The following is a 19,937-nucleotide window of genomic DNA, read 5'->3' as shown; positions in this document are numbered from 1 at the left end:
GAGAGTGATGCAGCCAGTGCTCGAAATGCGGGGCGTTTCAAAGACTTTCGGCAGCGTGAAGGCGCTGACGAATGTGCAATTGCAGCTGTTCCCCGGCGAGGTTCACGCTTTGATGGGCGAGAATGGCGCCGGCAAATCGACGCTGATGAAGATCCTTTCGGGCGCTTATCGGCCCGATGCAGGGGCTGAGATTCTGATCGACGGTACGCCGGTCAATATCACCGGCCCGATCAGCGCCCGCGCCGCCGGGATTTCGATCATCTATCAAGAGCTGGCGCTGTCGCCCAATCTGACGGTGGCCGAGAATATCTACCTTGGCCGCGAGCTCTCGCATGGTGGCGTGCTGCGCAAGGCCGAGATGGAAGCCTCGGTCGCGCCGGTGCTGAAGCGGCTGGGTGCGGGGTTTGGCCCCGGCAATACGGTGCGCTATCTGAACGTGGCCAACCAGCAACTGGTTGAAATCGCCCGCGCTTTGCACGCAGATTCGCGCATTCTGATCATGGATGAGCCGACGACTGCGCTGTCAGAGCGCGAGACGGCGGGGCTCTTCTCGATGATCCGGCAACTGCGCGATGAAGGGCTGGCGATCGTCTATATCTCGCATCGGATGAATGAGGTTTATGAGCTGGCCGATCGCGTCTCGATCCTGCGCGACGGCAGCTATACTGGCACTTTGAGCAAAGACGAAGCCTCGCCCGAGGCGATTGTGCGCCATATGGTGGGGCGCGAATTGTCCTCGCTTTACACCAAGACCGCCGGCAGCAAGGCGGCTTACACCGAGACGGTGCTGCGGGTAAGCGAGCTTTCCGATGGCAGCCGGGTGCATGGCTGTTCGTTTGAGTTGCGCGCGGGTGAGGTGGTGGGCATGGCCGGACTGGTCGGCTCGGGCCGGTCCGAGCTGGCGCAGGCGATCTTCGGCGCAAGGCCGCGCAAGGGCGGCGCGATGTGGCTGGACGGCGAAGTCTTTGCGCCGAACACCCCACAAGACGCCATCGCGGCGCGGGTCGCCTATCTGACCGAGGATCGGCGTGGCAACGGGCTTTTCCTCGATATGTCTTGCGAGGAAAACATCAACACCGGCGTGCTGCGCAGCGATGCGCGTTGGGGCATGGTGCTGAACCGCTCTCGTGCCCGTGCCCGTGCCGACGAATCGATCCGCAACCTTTCGGTGCGAGTGCCCCATGCCGGTTTCCCGGTGGGCGGGCTGTCGGGCGGCAATCAGCAAAAGGTGCTTTTGTCGCGCTGGCTACAGATCCGCCCGCGCGTTCTGATCTTGGATGAGCCGACGCGCGGCGTGGATATTGGCGCAAAATCAGAGATTTACCGCATCATCGACGCCTTGGCCCGCGAGGGTGTGGCGATCTTGGTGATCTCCTCCGAGCTGCCCGAAGTACTGGGCGTCGCCGACCGCATTCTGGTGATGCATGAGGGGCGGATCAGCGGCGAGGTTGGCGGCGACACCGGCATTCCAGCCACGCAGGAAAACATCATGGCATTCGCCTCGGGCATCGGCCGCTCCGCTGTAGCCGCCTGAGACGGATCCGGGAGGATCCTGCGGCCTCCCGGTCAATTTTTAACGAGTGACGACGTATCTCGTGCGGTCTGCCGGTCCCCCCAATGGGCCCGGCAGACCCGGACATTCACCCTTGGAGGAGGGACATTATGAGCAATTCTCAAACCGCGAGCGCAGGGCCTGGTGCGGCCGAGCGCCAGCAGCGCCTGAAGGCGATGATGGCGACGCTGGGCATGCTGCCTGTGCTGATCTTGGTGGCGATTGGCTTTCATCTTTTGTCGGATGGCCGCTTTTTTACCGGCCAGAATGTCAGCGTGGTGCTGCAACAAGCCTCGGTTAACACCGTGCTGGCGGCGGGGATGACCTTTGTCATTCTGACCGCCGGGATCGACCTTTCGGTGGGTTCGGTGCTGGCGGCGGCGGCGATGGCGGGGCTGATCGTGTCGAACATGCCGGGGGTGGAATACCTTTGGGTCTTCGCAGCTTTGGCCACGGGTCTGGCCTTTGGCATGCTCAATGGCTTTTTGATCTCGGCGCTGAAATTACCGCCTTTCATCGTCACTTTAGGTTCGCTCACCGCGGTGCGCGGCATTGCCCGGCTGATGGGCAATGACACAACAATCTTTAACCCCGAGATACCGTTCAGCTTTATCGGCAACAGCTCGATCCCGATCATTCCTGAGATCTTCGCTTTGCCTTGGCTGGCGGTGATCGCCTTCCTGGTGATCTTGGCCTCGTGGTTTGTGCTGAAGCGCACGGTTTTGGGCACGCATATTTATTCGGTCGGCGGCAATGAGGCGGCGGCGCGGTTGTCGGGCATCAAAGTGCCGCGGATCTATCTGATCGTTTACGGCATCTCGGGGCTTTTGGCCGGGCTTGGCGGGGTGATGGTTTCGACCCGGCTTTTCGCCGCCAACGGGCTGCAACTCGGCCAAGCCTATGAGCTTGATGCGATTGCCGCGGTGATCTTGGGCGGCACCTCTTTCGTCGGCGGGATCGGCACGATCTGGGGCACGCTGATCGGCGCTTTGATCATTGCGGTGCTCTCGAACGGGCTGGTGCTGATCGGCGTCTCAGACATCTGGCAATATGTCATCAAGGGCCTGGTGATCATCGGCGCGGTGGCGCTGGACCGCCTGCGCCAAAGGGAATCTGCGCGGACCTGAGGGGGAAGCGCTGAGGGTCCCTGCGGCGCCAGGCCTGCCTTGGGGAACCTGTTTTTAAACCGCCTGGGAGGAGAAAGTTGATGCTGAAATCTATGTTGAAAACGGGCGTGGCTTTGGCGGGTTTGATGGCCCTGACCACCCCGGCACTGGCCGAGGAAAAGCTGGAGCGGATCGGGATCTCGCTTGGAACGATGAGCAACCCCTTCTTCGTGGCGCTGGCGCGCGGCGCCGAGGCGGAAGCGAAATCGGTGAACCCCGATGTTGAGGTACTGGCTTTTGGCTATGATTATGACATTGCCAAACAATTCGCCCAGATCGACAATTTCATCTCGGCCGGGGTCGATCTGATCTTGCTCAACCCCGCTGATGCTTCGGCGATTGGGCCAGCGATCAAACGCGCGCAAGAGGCCGGGATTGTGGTCGTGGCGGTGGATACTTTCGCCGAGGCCGCTGATGCGGTTGTGACCACCAACAATGTGCAAGCCGGTGAGATCGCCTGCCAGCACATCGTCGATCGGCTGGACGGCAAGGGCAATGTGATCATCCAAAACGGCCCGCAGGTCTCGGCCGTGGTGGACCGGGTGAATGGCTGCAAAGCGGTGCTTGAGGCTGCGCCGGGGATCACGGTTCTGTCGGACGATCAAGACGGCAAAGGCTCACGCGAAGGCGGGCTTAATGTGATGCAATCGCATCTGGTGCGCTTCCCCGAGATTGACGCGGTCTTTGCGATCAACGATCCGCAAGCCATTGGCACCGATCTGGCCGCGCGCCAGCAGGGCCGCGAGGGGATTGTCATCACTGCCGTCGATGGTGCGCCGGATATCGAAGTGGCGCTGAAGGACAGCGCCTCGGCAATGATTGAGGCTTCGGCCTCGCAAAACCCCTATGATATGGCGCGGCGCGCGGTGGCTTTGGGGGTGCAACTCTTGAACGGCGAGACTTTGGCCGAGCCGGTGGAGCTGATGGATTCCAAGCTGGTGACGCGTGACAATATCGGCAGCTACGTTGGCTGGGCGGCGGACCCGACCGCCACCAATTGATCCAAGCTAAGCAGCACTTTCTTTGATGCGGCGATCTGGCGGCGGCTGCGGGTTTTTCAGGAACCTTGTATCCGCCGCCTTTTAGATTAGCCTTGTGCCGCAAGGAGAATGCAAATGCTTAAGGCAGTGCAGGCCTTTCTGAACCCGCAGCGCGGCGGCTTTCGCCGCTTTGCGCTTTTGACGTGCTGCCTGGCGCCACTCTCCCCTGCCATTGCACAAGACGCACCGCTCCCGCAGCGGGTTGAGGTGATCATCGCCGATCTGTCCAACCCGTTTTTCTCTCATCTCGCCCGCCAGATTGAGGCGCGGCTGAACATCGTCGCGCCGCAGGCCGAGGTGGTGGTGCGTTCAAGCGGTTACGACCTGAACCGGCAGCGCCAACAGCTCCGCGATGCAGTGGCCAATGGCGCAGATTTCCTGATCATCAATGCGGTTAACACCAGCGCCTTAACCGAGGTGATTGCCGAGGCGCGTGCCAAGCGCATCCCCGTCATCGCGGTGGATGTGGAAGCTGAAGGCGCTGATCTGGTGGTGACCTCGGATAATATTGAGGCCGGGCGCGCGGCTTGCGCCTTTATCGCCGAGCGGTTGGCGGGCAAAGGCAATGTGCTCATTCTTTACGGCCCCCCGGTTTCGGCGGTGCTGCACCGCAATGAGGGCTGCCAGAAGGCGCTTTCATCCTATCCCGAGATCACTTTGCTGTCTGAACATGGCGATTCGGGCGGCTCGCGGCTTGGCGGGTTGACCTATATGTCCTCGCTCTTGCCGCGCTTGCCGCATATCGATGCGGTGTTTTCCTTCAACGATCCGACCTCGCTTGGGGTGATGCAGGCCGCGCGAGAAGCGGGGCGGGATGAGTTCTTTATCGTCTCGGTCGATGCCTCGCCCGAAGGCTTACGCGCGATGATGGAGCCCGGCAGTCTTCTCGCCGCCTCGGTCGCGCAGCACCCGAAAGTCATGGCGGATGAGGCGGTTGCGGCAGGGCTGGCGCTGTGGCGCGGTGAGGATTTGGCCCAACGCTCGATCTCGGTGCCGGTGCAGCTTTTGACCCGCGAGATGGTGGTGACGGGCAAGGATTATTGGATGGCTGCGCCGTGAGCGCGGCAGAGAAAGCCACGGGGCAAGGCCCGTTGATCCTTGTGGTCGAGGATGACGCCGATCAGGCGCTGCTTTTGGCCGATATGTTGCAAGCCGAGGGCTATCGCAGCGCCACTTGCGCCGATGCGCGCGGGTTGATGCAGCTTTTGGCCGAAGAACTGCCCGCCTTGGTGCTGTTGGATCTGGGCCTGCCGGATGAGGATGGCTTTGCTTTGGCGGCCAAGATCCGCGCTTTGCATGGGGTTCCGATCATCATCCTGACGGGCCGCGGCTCTGAGGTGGACCGGGTTGTGGGGCTTGAAATTGGCGCCGATGATTATCTGGTGAAACCCTTCAGCCTGCGCGAATTGGCAGCGCGGATCCGGGCGGTTTTGCGCCGCAGTACTGCCGCCCCTGCCCCGCCGCTTGGCGAGCCAAGCCTGCGAGACGGGTTTCGCTTTGAGGGTTGGAGCCTAGACAGCGCGCGACGGAAGTTGAGCGATCCAAGCGGTCGCCCGGTGGAACTGACGGTGGGCGAGTTTGACCTTTTGGCCGCACTTTTGGCCGCGCATGGCCGCATCCTGTCGCGGGCGCAGCTGTTGGATTTGACGCGGCGCAGCCATGACGCGGTTTATGAGCGCACGATTGACGTTCTGATCCTGCGATTGCGACGCAAGATTGAGCCCGACCCCAGCCAGCCGCGTCTGATCGTGACCGAGCGCGCGATTGGCTATCTCTTTGCAGGCGCTGTGGAAATTATCAACGGCGGCGAGGTGTCGCGGTCTTAGGAGAGCCGTCCGGCAAGGCCGCCCGCCTCATCCCCCAACATCAAGATGCTGGAATCGGGTGCCAGCAGTGCCGAGATCGGCAGGCTCGCCGCCCCCATTGCGGATGCCTGCGGACCAAGCGTGCCACTGAGGATTTGCGGTGCCACAATGCCGATCGGTGCCGCTTGGCTGAAGCGGCGTTGCACCTGCGCCACCAGATCGGAGTGCAGCGCGCGCGGCAGGATGCTGTCGATGATGATCGCCTCGGGGTCGAGGATCGAGGTGATGGCGATGATCGCCTCGGCCAAAGCGGCGGCGCAATCGTCAAGCCAATCCTGCACCGGCTGGCGCGCCTCTTTCGGCAAAGGTTCGAGGTCGCGCACCCGGGTGATGGACAGCCCGCAAGCGCGCAAATGGTTCAAAAGCACATAGGCCGAGGCGCGGTGCAGCAGGCTGGAATAGCGCGCCGGACGGGCAGCCGCACCGCTCAAGGTTGAAGGCGAGACCGGCAGCGGCCCCAAAGCGGCGCTGTTGCCATGCGGCCCGGCATGGACCTTGCCGCCCAAAACCAGCCCGCCGCCGATAAAACTGTCGATCGAGATATGCATGAAATCGCGAAACCGGCTGCCTTGGCCCAAGGCCAGCTCGGCATGGGCGGCGGCGGTGGCGTCATTCTCGACACAGACCAGCAGCCCCGGATCGGTCTTGAAAAATATTTTAAGATCAATTTCTTGCCACAGTGCGCCAAGGCCTTGCGGCAGCTCCAGCTCTTCGCTCCAGCCGCCCAAATAATAGGGGGCGGCAATGCCAAGGCCCGCCAAAGTCGCGCCTTCGGTTCGGGCGACCTGCGCGGAGAACTCGGCGATTGCCGCATTGCCCGCGCGACGCACCACGGCGGGATCGGGAAAGTCGTAGTCCCGCTCAATACTGGCGCAGACTTCTCCGGCGAAATCCAGCAAGACCGCCTGAAGCGCGCGGCGACCGATCTTAAGGCCGATGCTGTAGAGCCGGTTGGCATTGGGGCGGTAAAGCACCGAAGGCGAGCCGCGCAGGCCTAGCCTTTTTCCCACTTGCTTAACGAAACCGGCCTTCTCCAGCCCATCGACAATGCCCGCCACCGCAGCCGGCGTCAGATGCGCCATTCGGGCCAGATCGGATTTTGAGCCTTCGCGCAATTGGCGCAGGGCTTGCAGGACGAAACGCTCGTTATACTGGCGCAACTTAGCTGAATTGCTGCCTTTTCCGCTCATCTTTTGGCCCTCTCAATGGATCTGGCCGCAAGGATGCAGCGGCACGATTATTTCGCGGGAACAGGCTGGGATCAAGTGGCACAGCTCTCGGGCACTTCGAAAGGGCGCAAGGCTTTATTATAGCGCATGATGAAAGGGGACCAGCACCTCACCTTCAGGTTGCACAGCGATGGCGTGATGCGCCTAAGGCGTTGCCCCGGCTGCGATCTTGGCACTGCAAACCGCAGCTGCCGCACCAGTCTTTGCTTGCATTGCACAAATCCTTCTGTTCGTCTGAGCGGAATTGGACGACCGAAAGTATTACCGATGGGCTCTGACGCCAGTATTTCTGCGACCCTGCCCCACGGCTCGGCCCAGCCCTTCGCGGCGGCCGAGGCAATTAAGGTTGAGGCGCTGCACAAAAGCTTTGGTCAGCATGAGGTGCTGAAAGGCGTGTCGATCTCGGCGCGTGAGGGCGATGTGGTGACGCTGATCGGCGGCTCGGGCTCGGGCAAATCCACCCTGCTGCGCTGCGTGAACTTTCTTGAGACGCCAAGCTCGGGCCGGATCTTGATTGGTGGCGAGGAGGTGCGCTGCCGCGCCGATGGCACGCCGGCAGATCGGCGCCAAATCGAACGGTTGCGCCGCAGTCTGGGCATGGTGTTTCAGCAGTTTAACCTTTGGACCCATAAGACGGTCTTGGAAAACCTGATCGAAGTGCCGGTGCATGTGCTGGGCACAGCCAAAGAACAAGCCATTGATCGGGCGCGCAAATTGCTGGACCGCGTGGGCTTGGCGGCCAAGGAAGACGCCTATCCTGCCTTCCTCTCTGGGGGCCAGCAGCAGCGCGTTGCCATTGCCCGCGCGCTGTGTCTGGAGCCGCGCGCGATGCTGTTTGATGAGCCGACCTCAGCCTTGGACCCCGAACTGGTCGGCGAGGTTCTCGCCGTCATCCGATCGCTGGCCGATGAAGGGCGCACCATGCTTTTGGTGACGCATGAGATGAAATTCGCCCGCGAGGTCTCGGACCATGTTGTCTATCTTTATAACGGCTTGATCGAGGAAGAGGGCCCGCCAGAGCAGCTGTTTGGCGACCCGAAATCGGCCCGGCTGAAGCAATTTCTAAAATCGGTCTCGTAAGAAGACTGCAAACAACCAAACAGGGAGAAATAAGATGAAAAAGATGAAAATCGCCGCGGTGGCTTTGGCTTTGAGCGTCACTGCGGGTTCGGCAATGGCCGAGAAGGTCCGCGTCGGCATGGCGCCCGAACCCTATCCGCCCTTCGCCAGCGTCGATGCCTCGGGCAATTGGACCGGCTGGGAAATTGATCTGATGTGGGCCCTGTGCAAAGCGGCCGCATTTGAATGTGAGATCGCGCCGGTGTCTTGGGATGGCCTGATCCCGGCGCTGGAAGCGGGGCAGATCGATGCGATCATGAACTCGATGTCGATCAATGCGGACCGGCTGAAGGTCATTGATTTCTCGAACAAATACTATGACACCCCGACGGTGATCGTGGCCGCAAAAGGCGCAGGCATCACTGCGGATGCGGCGGGTCTGACCGGCAAGATCCTTGGTGTGCAGGTCTCGACCGTGCACCAAACCTATGCCGAAAAACATTTCGGAGCGACCGCTTCCGAGATCAAGGTTTACCAAACCCAAGATGAGGCGAACCAAGATTTGGTCGCGGGCCGCATTGATGCGATCCAAGCCGATTCGATCGCGCTCGACGCTTTCCTTGCTTCGGCCGAGGGCACCGCTTGCTGCGAGCTGATGGGTGCGGTTGCCAATGACACCGATGTGCTGGGTCTGGGCGTTGGCGTTGGTCTGCGCAAAGGCGATGCCGAGATGCAGGCCAAGTTCAACAAGGCGATCGAGGATGTCATCGCCAGCGGCGAATATGACAAGATCACCGCGAATTACTTCGCCTCTTCGATCTATGGCGAGTGATCTTCGGGCTGATTGACCGATGGAAAACACCCTTGGCCTGCTGGCTCTTAGCCCCCCCGGATGGGGGGGCACGCTGCTCGCGGGCCTTTGGGCCTCGATGCAGATCGCGGTTGGGGCCTTTGGCCTTGGCCTCATCATTGGTTTGGGCGGCGCTTACGGCAAGATCTATGGCGGGCCGGTGCTGCGCGATTGCCTTGGCGTCTACACCACCGTGGTGCGCGCCCTGCCCGAGTTGATCTTGATATTGCTGCTTTATTTCGGCCTGACCGATATTGTGAACCAGATCATGCTGGGTCTGGGCTATGATCGCGTGCAGATCTCGGGCGTGGTGGCGGGGGTCTTGGTCTTGGGCGTTGTCCAAGGCGCCTATGCGACCGAGGTTTTGCGCGGCGCCATCCTTGCGGTGCCGCCCGGCCAGATCGAGGCGGCGCGGGCGATGGGGATGCCGGCGGCCAAGATCGCGCGGCGCATCACCATCCCGACCATGCTGGGGCTGGCTTTGCCGGGGCTGTCGAACCTGTGGCTGATTGCCACCAAAGACACGGCTTTGCTGGCGATTGTCGGCTTCTCGGAACTGACCCTTGCCACGCGGCAAGCGGCGGGCACCACCAAGGCCTTCTTCACCTTCTTCCTTGCCGCCGGGGCGATTTACCTTGCGATCTCTATGCTTTCGACTTGGGGCTTTGCCCGGTTGGAGCGTTGGGCGCGCCGGGGTGATCCACCGCGCATGACGGGGGGCACATGATGCAGGCCCTGATGCAACCCCACCGCCTTGTCATGCTCGCCATTGCTGCCGCTTTGGTGGTCTGGGTGATCGTGGCCGGCAATTGGGAATGGCTGCCGAAATACCTGCCGATGATCGTGCAGGGCGTGTGGCGCACGATCTGGCTTTTGGTGCTTTCGGTCGCCATTGGCTTTACCTTGGCGGTGCCTTTGGGCCTCGCCCAAGCTTCGGGGCCGTGGTTCTTGGCGGTGCCGGCGCGGGTCTTCTGCACGGTGATCCGTGGCACGCCGCTGCTTTTGCAAGTTTGGCTCCTCTACTACGGGCTTGGCTCGCTTTTCCCCAGCATTCCTTGGATCCGCGAAAGCGAGTTATGGCCGATCCTGCGCCAAGCTTGGCCCTATGCTTTGCTGGCCCTGTCGCTCTCTTATGCCGGTTACGAGGGCGAGGTGATGCGGGGTGCCTTCCGCTCGGTGCCACGCGGCCAGTTGGAGGCTGCGCGCGCCATGGGCATGCCACGTTTCACCATCTTCCGCCGCATCTCGCTGCCTTTGGCGCTGCAAGGTGTGCTGCCCACTTTGGGCGGCGAGACGATCTTGCAGCTGAAGGCCACGCCCTTGGTCGCCACCATCACCGTGCTTGAGGTCTATGCCGTGGCCAGCCGGGTGCGCCAAGACACGCTCATCACCTATGAGCCGTTGTTCTTGGTGGCGGCGATCTATCTGGCACTGGCTGGGATTATCGCGCTGGGCTTCCGTTGGCTGGAAAGCCGCCGCCCGCGCAAATCCGCCTAATCCCCTGCCCTTGCGCTGTCCGGCCCCGCTCGGGCAGCGCCATTCCGCCAAAGCCGATGCCGTGCCGTGCCGCGCTTTGCGAATGACGTTGACAGCTGCAAAGCACATTCCTCCAATCAGCTTAGGAACGGGCCGCGACCATTCCCGTATCCCCAATGATAAAACACAGGGAGTTTAGGATGTCTTTGAAGCATGCTTCTTGCCGCGCCGTTGCTCTTGCGGCCCTTCTGGCCGGAGCGGCCCCCGCAGCCCTCTTTGCCGAGACACCGGCCGATACGCTGGTTCTGGCCGATGCGATCGATGACATCGTCTCGATCGACCCGCATGAGGCCTTTGAATTCTCGGGCCTTGATCTGGTCAACAACGTCTATGACAGCTTGATCGAGCTGGACCCCACCAAACCCGGCGAGATGGTCCCCGGTCTGGCCGAAAGCTGGTCGGTCAGCGAAGACGGGATGACCTATAGCTTCAAGATGAAATCCGGCGTCACTTTTGCCAGCGGCAATCCGGTGACGGCCGAGGATGCGGCCTTCTCGCTGCGCCGGGTGGTGAAGATCAACAAGACCCCGGCCTTCATCATGGCGCAATTCGGCTTCACGCCGGAAAACGTGGAGGAGATGATCACCTTTGAGGGTGACACCGTCACCATCAAGACCGACAAGGTCTATGCGCCGAGCTTCTTTTACAACTGCCTCACCGCTGCGGTGGGCAATATCGTCGATATGAAAACCGTCATGGCCAATGAGGTTGACGGCGATATGGGCAACAACTGGCTGAAGTCGAACTCGGCCGGGACCGGGGCCTATGTGCTGAAAAGCTTCAAGGCGGGTGAGGGCTATATCCTTGAGGCGCGTGAGGGCCATTGGCGCGGTGATGCCAAGCTGAAGAATGTCTTCATGCAGCATATCCCCGAAGGCGCGACCGAGCGGCTTTTGCTGGAAAAAGGCGATATCGACATTGCCCGCGCTTTGACCCCCACCGATGTGGCCGGGCTTGAAGGCAATGCCGATGTGGCGATCTCGAACGACAATGGCGGGCAGATCTACTACCTTGCCGCCAACCAAAAGAACGAGGCTTTGGCCAATCCGGCGGTGCTGGATGCGATGCGTTGGGCAGTCGATTATCAAGGCATGGCCGACACCATCCTGAAAGGCCAATGGGCGGTGCATCAGGCCTTCTTGCCCAAGGGCTTCTTGGGCGCGATCGAAGACACGCCCTATAGCCTTGATATCGAAAAGGCCAAGGCGCTGTTGGCGGAATCCGGGGTTGAGCTGCCCTTGAAGATCAGCCTCACCGTGCGCAACAACCAAGAGCGGATGGATATCGCGCAATCGGTGCAAAACACCTTTGCCCAAGCCGGGATTGAGCTGAGCTTGGATGTCGGCGATGGCGCGACCGTGTTGGACAAATACCGCGCCCGCCAGCATGAGCTGACCTTGCAAACTTGGGGCCCGGATTACCCCGATCCGCATACCAATGCCTCGACCTTTGCGATCAACCCGGACAACTCGGATGAGGCCAAGCTCACGGGCTATCTCGCTTGGCGGACCGCTTGGGATCCGGGTGCAATGTCGGCCGAGACCGAGGCCGCTGTGGCCGAGATGGATGAGGCTAAACGGGTTGAGATGTATCGCTCGATCCAAGAGCGGCACCGCGACGATTCCGCCTTCATCTTGATGTTCGGCCAGCTGCAACAGACCGGCGCGCGCGCCAATGTGCAGGGCTTCCACACCGGTGGCGCGGTCGACAGCGCCTCTTACTGGCTGGTCACGAAGTAAGGTTAAGGCCCGCGCGGGTGTCGCTCGCGCGGGCCGTTTATCATGGTAGATATCGCCCCTGTGCCCCGCCGCCCGTCCCGTCTGCGCCCACTTTTTTGGGGGGTTGGCAGCGGCCTTCTGACCCTAGCGCTGACGCTTTTGGGCCTGCTCTTCGTCACCTTCATCATCGCCCGCATCGTGCCGATCGACCCATTGCTGTCGATCTTGGGCGAGCGCGCCACCACCGCCCAATATGAAGCCGCACGGCTGGCTTACGGGCTGGATGAGCCGATGTGGAAGCAATTCGCGATCTATCTTTGGGACGCGGTGCAAGGTGATCTTGGCACTTCGATCCGCACGCGTGAGCCGGTGCTGTCGGAAGTCGCCGAGCGCTTCCCTGCAACGCTGGAACTGGCCACACTTGGCACGCTTTTTGGCGTGATCACCGGGGTGCCTGCCGGGGTTTTGGCGGCGACAAGGCCGGGCAGCATCTCGGACCAAGTGGTTCGGGTGGTTGGGCTTTTGGGCTATTCGATGCCGGTCTTCTGGCTCGGTCTGATTGGGCTTTTGGTCTTTTACGGCAAGCTTGATTGGGTTGGCGGGCCGGGGCGGCTCGATGCCAGTTATCAGATGATGATGCAGTTCCAGATGGAGCAATACACCGGGATGATCTTGGTGGATTCCGCGCTGAACGGCGCTTGGGATATGTTCGCCAATGCCATCAGCCATATCGTGCTGCCAGCGGCTTTGCTTGGCTATGTCTCGATGGCCTATATCAGCCGGATGACCCGCAGCTTCATGATGAATGAGCTGAGCCAAGAATATATCACCACGGCGCGGGTGAAGGGCATGCCGGAATGGCGGGTGGTTTGGGTCCATGCGATGCGCAATGTGCTGGTGCCTTTGATCACCGTCATTGCCTTGAGCTATGCCTATCTTCTTGAAGGCTCGGTGCTGACCGAGACGATTTTCGCTTGGCCGGGGCTTGGCAGCTATATCACCGATGCTTTGTTCGCCGCCGATATGCCTGCCGTTTTGGGGGGCACCGTGGTGGTGGGCGTGGCTTTCGTGACGCTGAACATGCTCTCTGACATCCTTTACCGGCTGGTCGATCCGAGGGCGCAAGCATGAGCAGTCTTCGTCTTTGGCTGACCGACCCGAACCCCGCCTCCCGCCGCCAAGCGCGGTTGGGGCAAGGCTATCTGGCTTGGCTGCGCATTCGCCGCAATAAGCTCGCGATGACCGGGCTGGTCATCGTCGGGCTGCTCTTGTTGATGGCGGCTTTCGCGCCGCTTTTGGCGCCGCATGACCCTTTGGCGCAGGATCTGTCGCGGCGGTTGCTGCCGCCCGGCACGCCCGGCAACCTGCTTGGCACCGATGACTTTGGCCGCGATATCCTTAGCCGGATCATCTTCGGCTCGCGCATCACACTCTACATCATTGCTCTGGTGGCAGTGACGGCCCCGCTTCTGGGGCTCTTGATCGGCACAATCTCGGGCTATTTCGGCGGTTGGATCGATGCGCTTTTGATGCGGATCACCGATATTTTCTTGGCCTTCCCGCGCCTTATCCTTGCGCTGGCCTTGGTCGCGGTGATGGGTCCGGGGGTGGAGAATGCGGTCCTCGCCATCGCCTTGACCGCTTGGCCGCCTTACGCCCGCATCGCCCGGGCCGAGACTCTCACCGTGCGCAACTCGGATTACATCGCCGCTGTGCGCCTGCAAGGGGCGGGCGCGCCGCGGATCATCTGGGGCCATATCGTGCCGATGTGCCTGCCTTCGGTGATCATCCGCGTCACCTTGGACATGGCGGGCGTGATCCTGATCGCTGCGGGCTTGGGCTTTCTTGGCCTTGGCGTGCAGCCGCCCTTGCCGGAATGGGGGCAGATGATCTCCTCGGGCCGCAAGTTCCTGTTCGAGCAATGGTGGGTCGCCACCATGCCGGGGCTGGCCATCCTGATCGTCTCGCTGGGCTTCAACCTTTTGGGCGACGGCTTGCGCGATGTCTTGGACCCAAGGAGCACTGGGAAATGAGCTTGCTTGAGGTCAAAAACCTGCGCGTGACCTTCGCCACCGAGACCGGCCCGGTTGAGGCGGTGCGCGGGGTCTCTTTCTCTTTGGGCCGTGAGCGGTTGGGGATCGTCGGCGAATCCGGTTCGGGCAAGACGATGACCGGGCGCTCCGTCCTGCGGCTCATCCGCCCGCCGGGGCGGATTGAGGCCGACGCGATGAGCTTTGATGGCGTCGATCTCATGGCCGCGTCTGAGCGTGAGATGCGGGCCCTGCGCGGCAACCGGATCGGCATGGTGATGCAGGATCCGAAATACAGTCTCAACCCGGTGATGAATGTGGGTGAGCAACTGACCGAGGGCCTGCGCCGCCGCGACCGGATTGGCCGCACGGAGGCGCGCGCCAAGGCGATTGCCGCGCTTGAGGCCGTGCAGATCCGCGATCCTGAGCGGGTGATGGCGGCCTATCCGCATGAGCTTTCAGGCGGCATGGGCCAGCGGGTGATGATCGCGATGATGCTGATCCCCGAGCCCGATCTTCTGATCGCAGACGAGCCGACCTCTGCCTTGGATGTGACCGTGCAGGCCGAGGTTCTGGCGATCCTTGACGGTTTGGTGCGAGACCGTGGCATGGGGCTGATTTTCATCAGCCATGATCTGCGGCTGGTGGGGCGGTTCTGCGACCGGATTTTGGTGATGTATAAGGGCAAGGTGGTCGAGGAATTAGAGGCGAAAAACCTCGCTCAGGCGCAGCATCCCTATACCCAAGGGCTTTTGAATTGCCTGCCAAGGATCGGCGGCGCGCGGGGGCCATTGCCGGGGCTCGATCGCTCGGGCGATTGGGCGAAGGAGGGCGCATGATGACCACCGCGACAGCCTCAGGCACAGCGCTGATCGAAATCAAAGATCTGACCGTCACTTACCGCTCAAAGGGCCGCGAGGTGCGGGCGGTGGAGGGCGTCAGCCTGCAAGTCGCGGCGCGGCAAAGCTATGGGCTGGTGGGCGAATCCGGCTCGGGCAAATCCACCATATTGCGCGCGATTTGTGACCTTGCCCCGGTCACCGGCGGCTCCATCCGCATCGCTGGCGAGGCGCTGGAAGACCCGCGCGGCACCGATTTCAGCCGACAGGTGCAGATGGTCTTCCAAGACCCCTATGCCAGCCTGCACCCGCGCCATACCATCGACCGCACCCTGTCGGAGCCTTTGGCGATCCACGGCATCAAAGGCTCGGACCAAAAGGTTATGCAGGCTTTGCAGGATGTGGGCCTGCCGACAAGCTTCCGCTTTCGCTATCCGCATCAGCTGTCGGGCGGCCAGCGCCAGCGTGTCGCCATTGCCCGCGCTTTGATGCTGGAACCGAAAATCCTGCTGCTGGACGAGCCGACCTCGGCTTTAGATGCCTCGGTGCAGGCGGAGGTTTTGAACCTTCTCAACCGCTTGCGCGAAGAGCGGGGGCTGACCTTCCTGATGGTCTCGCATGACCTCGCCGTCATCGACCATATGTGCGACCGGGTGCTGGTGATGCAGCATGGCCGCGCGGTGGAAGAGCTGTCGCGCGATGATCTGGCCGAGGCCAAGATGACCACGGCTTACGCCCGCAGTCTCTTTGAGGCCTCGGCCGACCGCATGCTGGCCTGACGCCCGCCTATTCGGCGGGCGTTTGATCCAAAGCTTTTTGCGCGGCCTGCATCTCGCCCGCCAAAAGGCTTTGCTCATGGCTGCGCGGCTTGGAAAGCCCTGCCAGCAAGAGGTAAGCCAAAGGCGTGATGTAAAGCGTGGCGATCGTCGCCAGCCCCAGACCGCCAACGATGATCCAGCCAAGCACCTCGCGTGCCTCGGCCCCGGCCCCTTGCGCCAAGACCAAGGGAAGACCGCCCAGAACCGTGGCGATCATCGTCATCATCACCGGGCGCAACCGCACCGAGGCCGATTGCGTGATCGCCTCGCGCACGCTGAGGCCGCGTTCGCGCAGCTGATCGGCGAATTCGACGATCAAGATGCCGTTCTTGGCCATGATCCCCACCAAAAGCACCAGCCCGATCTGCGAATAGACGTTCATACTGCCGCCCGTGGCCAGCATGGCAAAGACCGCGCAGGCCAGCCCCAAGGGCACGGTGGCCATCACGATCACCGCCGAGACGAAGCTTTCAAACTGCGCCGCCAGCACCAAGAACACCACCGCCAGCGCGATGCCAAAGGTGATCAGCATCCCCGAAGAGGTCTCGCCCAAAGTGGCGGCTTCCGCCATCGGCACCACCCGCATATCGCTGCCCAGCAAGGGCGCGGCCATCGCCTGCACCTCGGCAAAAGCATCGCCCAAGGCCAAATCCTTGGTCAGCCCCGCGCTCAGCGGCACCGAACGCATCTGTTGCTCGCGCCGCAACTCGGGTGCCACGGCGCGCTCGGTCAGGGTCACGAAGCTGGAGATCGGCACCATCTGGCCATCGCGCGTGGGCACGAAGATCCGCTCCAAATCGCCCGGATCATTGACCGGATCCGAGGTTGAGACGAGGCGAATGTCGTAGCTGTCGTCATCGAGGAACAGCGTGCCCACGGTGCGGCCATCGAGCACCGCCTGCAAAGCCTCGCCCATGCCCGAGATGTTCACGCCCAGATCCTCGGCCAACACCCGGTCGATCTCGACGAAAAGCTGGGCTTGGGTCGTGTCATAGCCGAGACGGACCTGCCCAAAGCGCGGGTCTTGCTCCATCTGATCGACCAGCTCTTTGGCAACATCGGCAAGCCGGCCGTAATCATCGCCCACCAGCGCAAAGCTCAGCCCCTGCCCCGCACCGCGAATGCCCAAGGAATTCGGCTGCATGGCAAAGGCCCGCACCCCGATCACCCCGGCCATCCCGGCCTGCAATTCCGCCGCAATCTCTTGTTGGCTGCGGCTGCGGTCCGCCCAATCGGCCAAAGTCACCATGATGAAGGCGCGGTTGTCCGACCCACCTTGGCCCGCAATGGCAAAGACGCTCGTCACCTCACCCGAGGCGCGCAGAGGTTCAACCAAAGCCTCAATCTCGCGCATCTTTTGATTGGTGTACTCCAGCGAAGAGCCTTGCGGCGTCTGCACCGAGAACATGACCGCAGCGCGGTCTTCAGGCGGGGTCAGCTCTTGGCGCAGAAGCGGGAAGCTGGCCACCGCCACCAGTGCGAAGAGCACCGCCACGAAGCCCGAGACCAAGGGCGCATTCAAGACAAGCTTCAGAGTTTTGGCGTAAAAATCCGCCAGAGCTGTGCCGATGCGGCCAGATTTCTGCTCTTCATGCGGGCGCAAAAGCCGCGCGCAGAGGACAGGCGTCAGCGTCAAAGCCGTGACGGCGGAAAGCACCACCGAGACCGCAAGGGTGAAGCCAAACTCACGGAACAGCCCGCCGGTTTGGCCGGGCAGGAAGGACAAGGGTAGGAAAACGGCTGCCAAAGTCGTGGTAGAGGCGATGACGGCGAAGAACACCTGCTCGGCGCCCAATACGGCGGCCGCTCGTGCGCCCATGCCCTCGGACCGCCGCCTGACGATGTTTTCCAAGACCACGATTGCGTCATCCACCACGATGCCGGTGGCCAGCACCAAAGCCAGCAAGGTCAGAATATTGATCGAAAATCCGGCCAGCCACAAAGCTGCCAAAGTGCCAATCAAAGCCACCGGGATCGCCAAAATCGGGATCAGGGTCGCCCGCGCATCGCGCAGGAAAAGATAGATCACCGCCGTCACGATCAGGACCGAGATCCCCAAAGCGATCTCAACCTCATGAATGGCGCCATTGATGAAATCGGCGCTGTCCGAGGTGACAAACATCTGCACATCTTCAGGCAAGATCGGCTGCAAATCCGCCACGACCTGCCGCACCGCAGAGGAAATTTCCAATGTATTGCCATTGGCTTGGCGCAGGATGCCAATGCCGACGCCGGTCTCACCGTTCGAGCGCAGCATCGAGGCCCCGGGCTCTGGCCCCAAGGTGACCTGCGCCACATCGCCGATCCGCACATCACCCGCGACGGTCAACGCCTCGATCTCTTCAGCCGTGCTGATCGCGGCAGTGGTGCGCACCATCAGGCTTTGGCGGTCCGAGGACAAAGCCCCGGCAGGCCGGTCAAAGGCCACATCGCCCAAGGTCGTGCGCAGGTCGGCCAAGGTCAGGCCCCGCGCCGCGAGTTGCATCATGTCCACATCGACCCGGAAGACGAGGCCGCGATCACCGTTGATCTGGATATCGGCCACGCCGGGGGCGGACAAAAGCCGGGTCTCGGCCAGATCCTCAACGAGCTTGGTCAGATCCTCGGCACTGCGCCGGTTTGAGGTGACGGCAATCCGCATCACCGCATCGCCATCAGCATCGGCCTTCACCACGCGCGGCGCATCGGCCTCATCAGGCAGGCTGTTGGTGACCCGCGCCACCGCATCGCGCAGATCAGTGGCGGCCACGTCCAAATCCACATCATCGCGGAATTCCACCGTGACCCTTGACGAGCCAAAGCGCGACGACGAAGAGATCGACTTCACCCCGGCCACCCGTCCGGCAGCGCCTTCGATCACCGCCGTGACCTCACGGTCAACGGTTTCTGGCGCAGCACCCGAATAGCTGGTCGAGACCGAAACGACGGGGCGGTCCACATCCGGCAGCTCGCGCACATCGGCGCCCATCAGCCCGGCAAGGCCCGCAATGATGATCAGCGCGTTCAGCACGAAGGCAAGGATCGGGCGGCGGATGAAAAGCGCGGTGCGCGATTGGCTAATATCCGGGGTGTCGCGGCCAGCCATCAGCTGGCCTCGCTGGCGGCAACGGCACTGGCTTCGGCGCCGGGGCGCAGGGCCTGCACGCCCTCGGTCACCACCAGATCACCGGGCTGCAAGGCCGTCTCGACCAGCACGTTTTCGCTGTTGCGCTGCAAGATGCGGATCGGCAGTTGCTGGGCTTTGCCCGCGCGCAAGACCCAGACATAGGCGCCCTCGGCGCCCCATTGGATCGCCATTGGATCAACCGCCGGATAGATCGCGCCGGTGAATTCCAGCGCCACGCGGAAGGCCATGCCTGCCCGCAAAGCATCGGTCTCATTGCCGATCCGCGCCTGCACGCGCAGGGTGCGGCTGGCCTCATCCACGCGGTTGTCGATGGCGCTAATCACGCCCTCAATCGGCTGATTGGGGGCCGAGACGGCATGCACCTCGACCGGATTATCCAATGCAATCAAGGCGGCCACCCGCTCGGGCACCCGAAAATCGATGGTAAGCGATGAGCGATCTTCGATCCGCGTCACCTCGGTCGTGGGAGAGATCAGATCGCCGGCCTGCACCTCGATCAGCCCAACCACGCCGTCGATGGGGGCGACCAAACGGTGATCGGCCAGATCGCGCCGCGCCGATTGCACCGCCAGATCCGCCGTGCGCAAGGCCAATTCCGCCTCTTGCCGCTGCAAGGTTGACGCCGCACCACTGCCCGTCAAACGCTCAACCCGCGCCATCGTGGCTTGGGCATCGGCCAAGACCAGCTCGGCCCGCTCCAACGCCAGCCGGGCGGCTTCGTCATCCAGCTCGGCCATGAGGTCCCCGGCCTTCACCCGGTCGCCCGCCTGCACCCGCAACGCCAAAACCCGGCCCGAAACCTCGGGGGCCAAAGCCACTGCCTGCACACCGCGCGCCGAGCCGATGGCGCTGACCACATCACGCAGCATCAGCTCTTCCGCCGGAGCCGCGACCACCGGGATCGCCCGCCCGCCCCCGCGCGGACCGCCGCCCGCCTCGGCATTCTCCGGGACCAAACCCATCGCCGAAAGCGGCGCGAGAAGGCCAACGCTGGCCAAAGCCGCATGCGAGCCGGGCATGAACCGCGCCGCAAGCGGCACAGCCACCACGGTCAATGCGGCGATGGTAAGAAGCTGAGGGAGGATCCTCATGAAATCTATGGTCCTTC

The 19,937-nt window shown here is 62.3% G+C and carries 17 protein-coding genes; 14 read left to right on the top strand and 3 right to left on the bottom strand.

Annotated elements, in window-relative coordinates; genetic code table 11:
• The first annotated feature begins 7 nt into the window (after positions 1–7).
• The 5 genes from Q9295_RS07165 (at position 8) to Q9295_RS07145 (ending at position 5,584) form a co-directional block, all read left to right on the top strand.
• Positions 8–1,534 (top strand): sugar ABC transporter ATP-binding protein, encoded by a 1,527-nt coding sequence (locus Q9295_RS07165; protein WP_306679840.1) that lies wholly within the window; start codon positions 8–10, stop codon positions 1,532–1,534.
• Between the two features lie 128 nt (positions 1,535–1,662).
• The gene (locus tag Q9295_RS07160; RefSeq protein ID WP_306679839.1) at positions 1,663–2,679 is read left to right on the top strand and encodes an ABC transporter permease subunit; all 1,017 of its coding nucleotides are present in this window, start codon (positions 1,663–1,665) and stop codon (positions 2,677–2,679) included.
• A gap of 80 nt (positions 2,680–2,759) precedes the next feature.
• Positions 2,760–3,719: an ABC transporter substrate-binding protein gene (locus Q9295_RS07155; RefSeq protein WP_306679838.1), complete on the top strand. Its 960-nt coding sequence runs from the start codon at positions 2,760–2,762 to the stop codon at positions 3,717–3,719.
• A gap of 114 nt (positions 3,720–3,833) precedes the next feature.
• Complete coding sequence (locus Q9295_RS07150) at positions 3,834–4,817, top strand: substrate-binding domain-containing protein (RefSeq protein ID WP_306679837.1); 984 nt, start codon at positions 3,834–3,836, stop codon at positions 4,815–4,817.
• Positions 4,814–5,584, top strand: coding sequence for a response regulator transcription factor (locus tag Q9295_RS07145; protein ID WP_306679836.1), 771 nt, complete (start codon positions 4,814–4,816; stop codon positions 5,582–5,584). The genes Q9295_RS07150 and Q9295_RS07145 overlap by 4 nt, the downstream gene beginning before the upstream one ends.
• On the opposite strand, the gene Q9295_RS07140 is transcribed toward Q9295_RS07145, so the two are convergent.
• Positions 5,581–6,813, bottom strand: a complete 1,233-nt coding sequence (locus tag Q9295_RS07140) for an ROK family transcriptional regulator (protein WP_306679835.1) — start codon at positions 6,811–6,813, stop codon at positions 5,581–5,583. The genes Q9295_RS07145 and Q9295_RS07140 overlap by 4 nt on opposite strands.
• A 306-nt stretch (positions 6,814–7,119) precedes the next feature.
• On the opposite strand from Q9295_RS07140, the gene Q9295_RS07135 reads away from it, so the two are divergent.
• From Q9295_RS07135 to Q9295_RS07095, 9 genes are all read left to right on the top strand, one after another.
• Complete coding sequence (locus Q9295_RS07135; RefSeq protein ID WP_306679834.1) at positions 7,120–7,932, top strand: ABC transporter ATP-binding protein; 813 nt, start codon at positions 7,120–7,122, stop codon at positions 7,930–7,932.
• Positions 7,933–7,966: 34 nt separating this feature from the next.
• Positions 7,967–8,743, top strand: a complete 777-nt coding sequence (locus tag Q9295_RS07130; protein ID WP_306679833.1) for a transporter substrate-binding domain-containing protein — start codon at positions 7,967–7,969, stop codon at positions 8,741–8,743.
• 19 nt (positions 8,744–8,762) lie between these two features.
• Entirely contained in the window at positions 8,763–9,488 is a 726-nt protein-coding gene (locus tag Q9295_RS07125; protein ID WP_306679832.1) for an ABC transporter permease, read from the top strand.
• A complete protein-coding gene (locus Q9295_RS07120) occupies positions 9,488–10,258 on the top strand; it encodes an ABC transporter permease (protein WP_373457440.1) in 771 nt (256 codons plus the stop codon). Before Q9295_RS07125 ends, Q9295_RS07120 begins: the two co-directional genes overlap by 1 nt.
• Positions 10,259–10,437: 179 nt before the next feature.
• The gene (locus Q9295_RS07115; RefSeq protein WP_306679830.1) at positions 10,438–12,036 is read left to right on the top strand and encodes an ABC transporter substrate-binding protein; all 1,599 of its coding nucleotides are present in this window, start codon (positions 10,438–10,440) and stop codon (positions 12,034–12,036) included.
• 42 nt (positions 12,037–12,078) lie between these two features.
• The gene (locus Q9295_RS07110; RefSeq protein ID WP_306679829.1) at positions 12,079–13,146 is read left to right on the top strand and encodes an ABC transporter permease; all 1,068 of its coding nucleotides are present in this window, start codon (positions 12,079–12,081) and stop codon (positions 13,144–13,146) included.
• Positions 13,143–14,048, top strand: a complete 906-nt coding sequence (locus tag Q9295_RS07105; RefSeq protein WP_306679828.1) for an ABC transporter permease — start codon at positions 13,143–13,145, stop codon at positions 14,046–14,048. Before Q9295_RS07110 ends, Q9295_RS07105 begins: the two co-directional genes overlap by 4 nt.
• The gene (locus tag Q9295_RS07100; protein WP_306679827.1) at positions 14,045–14,884 is read left to right on the top strand and encodes an ABC transporter ATP-binding protein; all 840 of its coding nucleotides are present in this window, start codon (positions 14,045–14,047) and stop codon (positions 14,882–14,884) included. Before Q9295_RS07105 ends, Q9295_RS07100 begins: the two co-directional genes overlap by 4 nt.
• Positions 14,884–15,663 (top strand): ABC transporter ATP-binding protein, encoded by a 780-nt coding sequence (locus Q9295_RS07095; protein WP_306679826.1) that lies wholly within the window; start codon positions 14,884–14,886, stop codon positions 15,661–15,663. The genes Q9295_RS07100 and Q9295_RS07095 overlap by 1 nt, the downstream gene beginning before the upstream one ends.
• A 7-nt stretch (positions 15,664–15,670) precedes the next feature.
• Here the strand turns inward: Q9295_RS07095 and Q9295_RS07090 are convergent, their stop codons facing one another.
• Together Q9295_RS07090 and Q9295_RS07085 are read right to left on the bottom strand one after the other, a co-directional pair.
• A complete protein-coding gene (locus Q9295_RS07090; RefSeq protein WP_306679825.1) occupies positions 15,671–18,787 on the bottom strand; it encodes an efflux RND transporter permease subunit in 3,117 nt (1,038 codons plus the stop codon).
• Positions 18,787–19,920, bottom strand: coding sequence for an efflux RND transporter periplasmic adaptor subunit (locus Q9295_RS07085; RefSeq protein ID WP_306679824.1), 1,134 nt, complete (start codon positions 19,918–19,920; stop codon positions 18,787–18,789). The genes Q9295_RS07090 and Q9295_RS07085 overlap by 1 nt, the downstream gene beginning before the upstream one ends.
• Positions 19,921–19,937 lie beyond the last annotated feature (17 nt).

The sequence above is a fragment of the Pseudogemmobacter lacusdianii genome (assembly GCF_030848395.1).
Taxonomy (GTDB): domain Bacteria; phylum Pseudomonadota; class Alphaproteobacteria; order Rhodobacterales; family Rhodobacteraceae; genus Pseudogemmobacter; species Pseudogemmobacter lacusdianii.
This window is presented reverse-complemented; position numbering and strand designations above follow the sequence as displayed.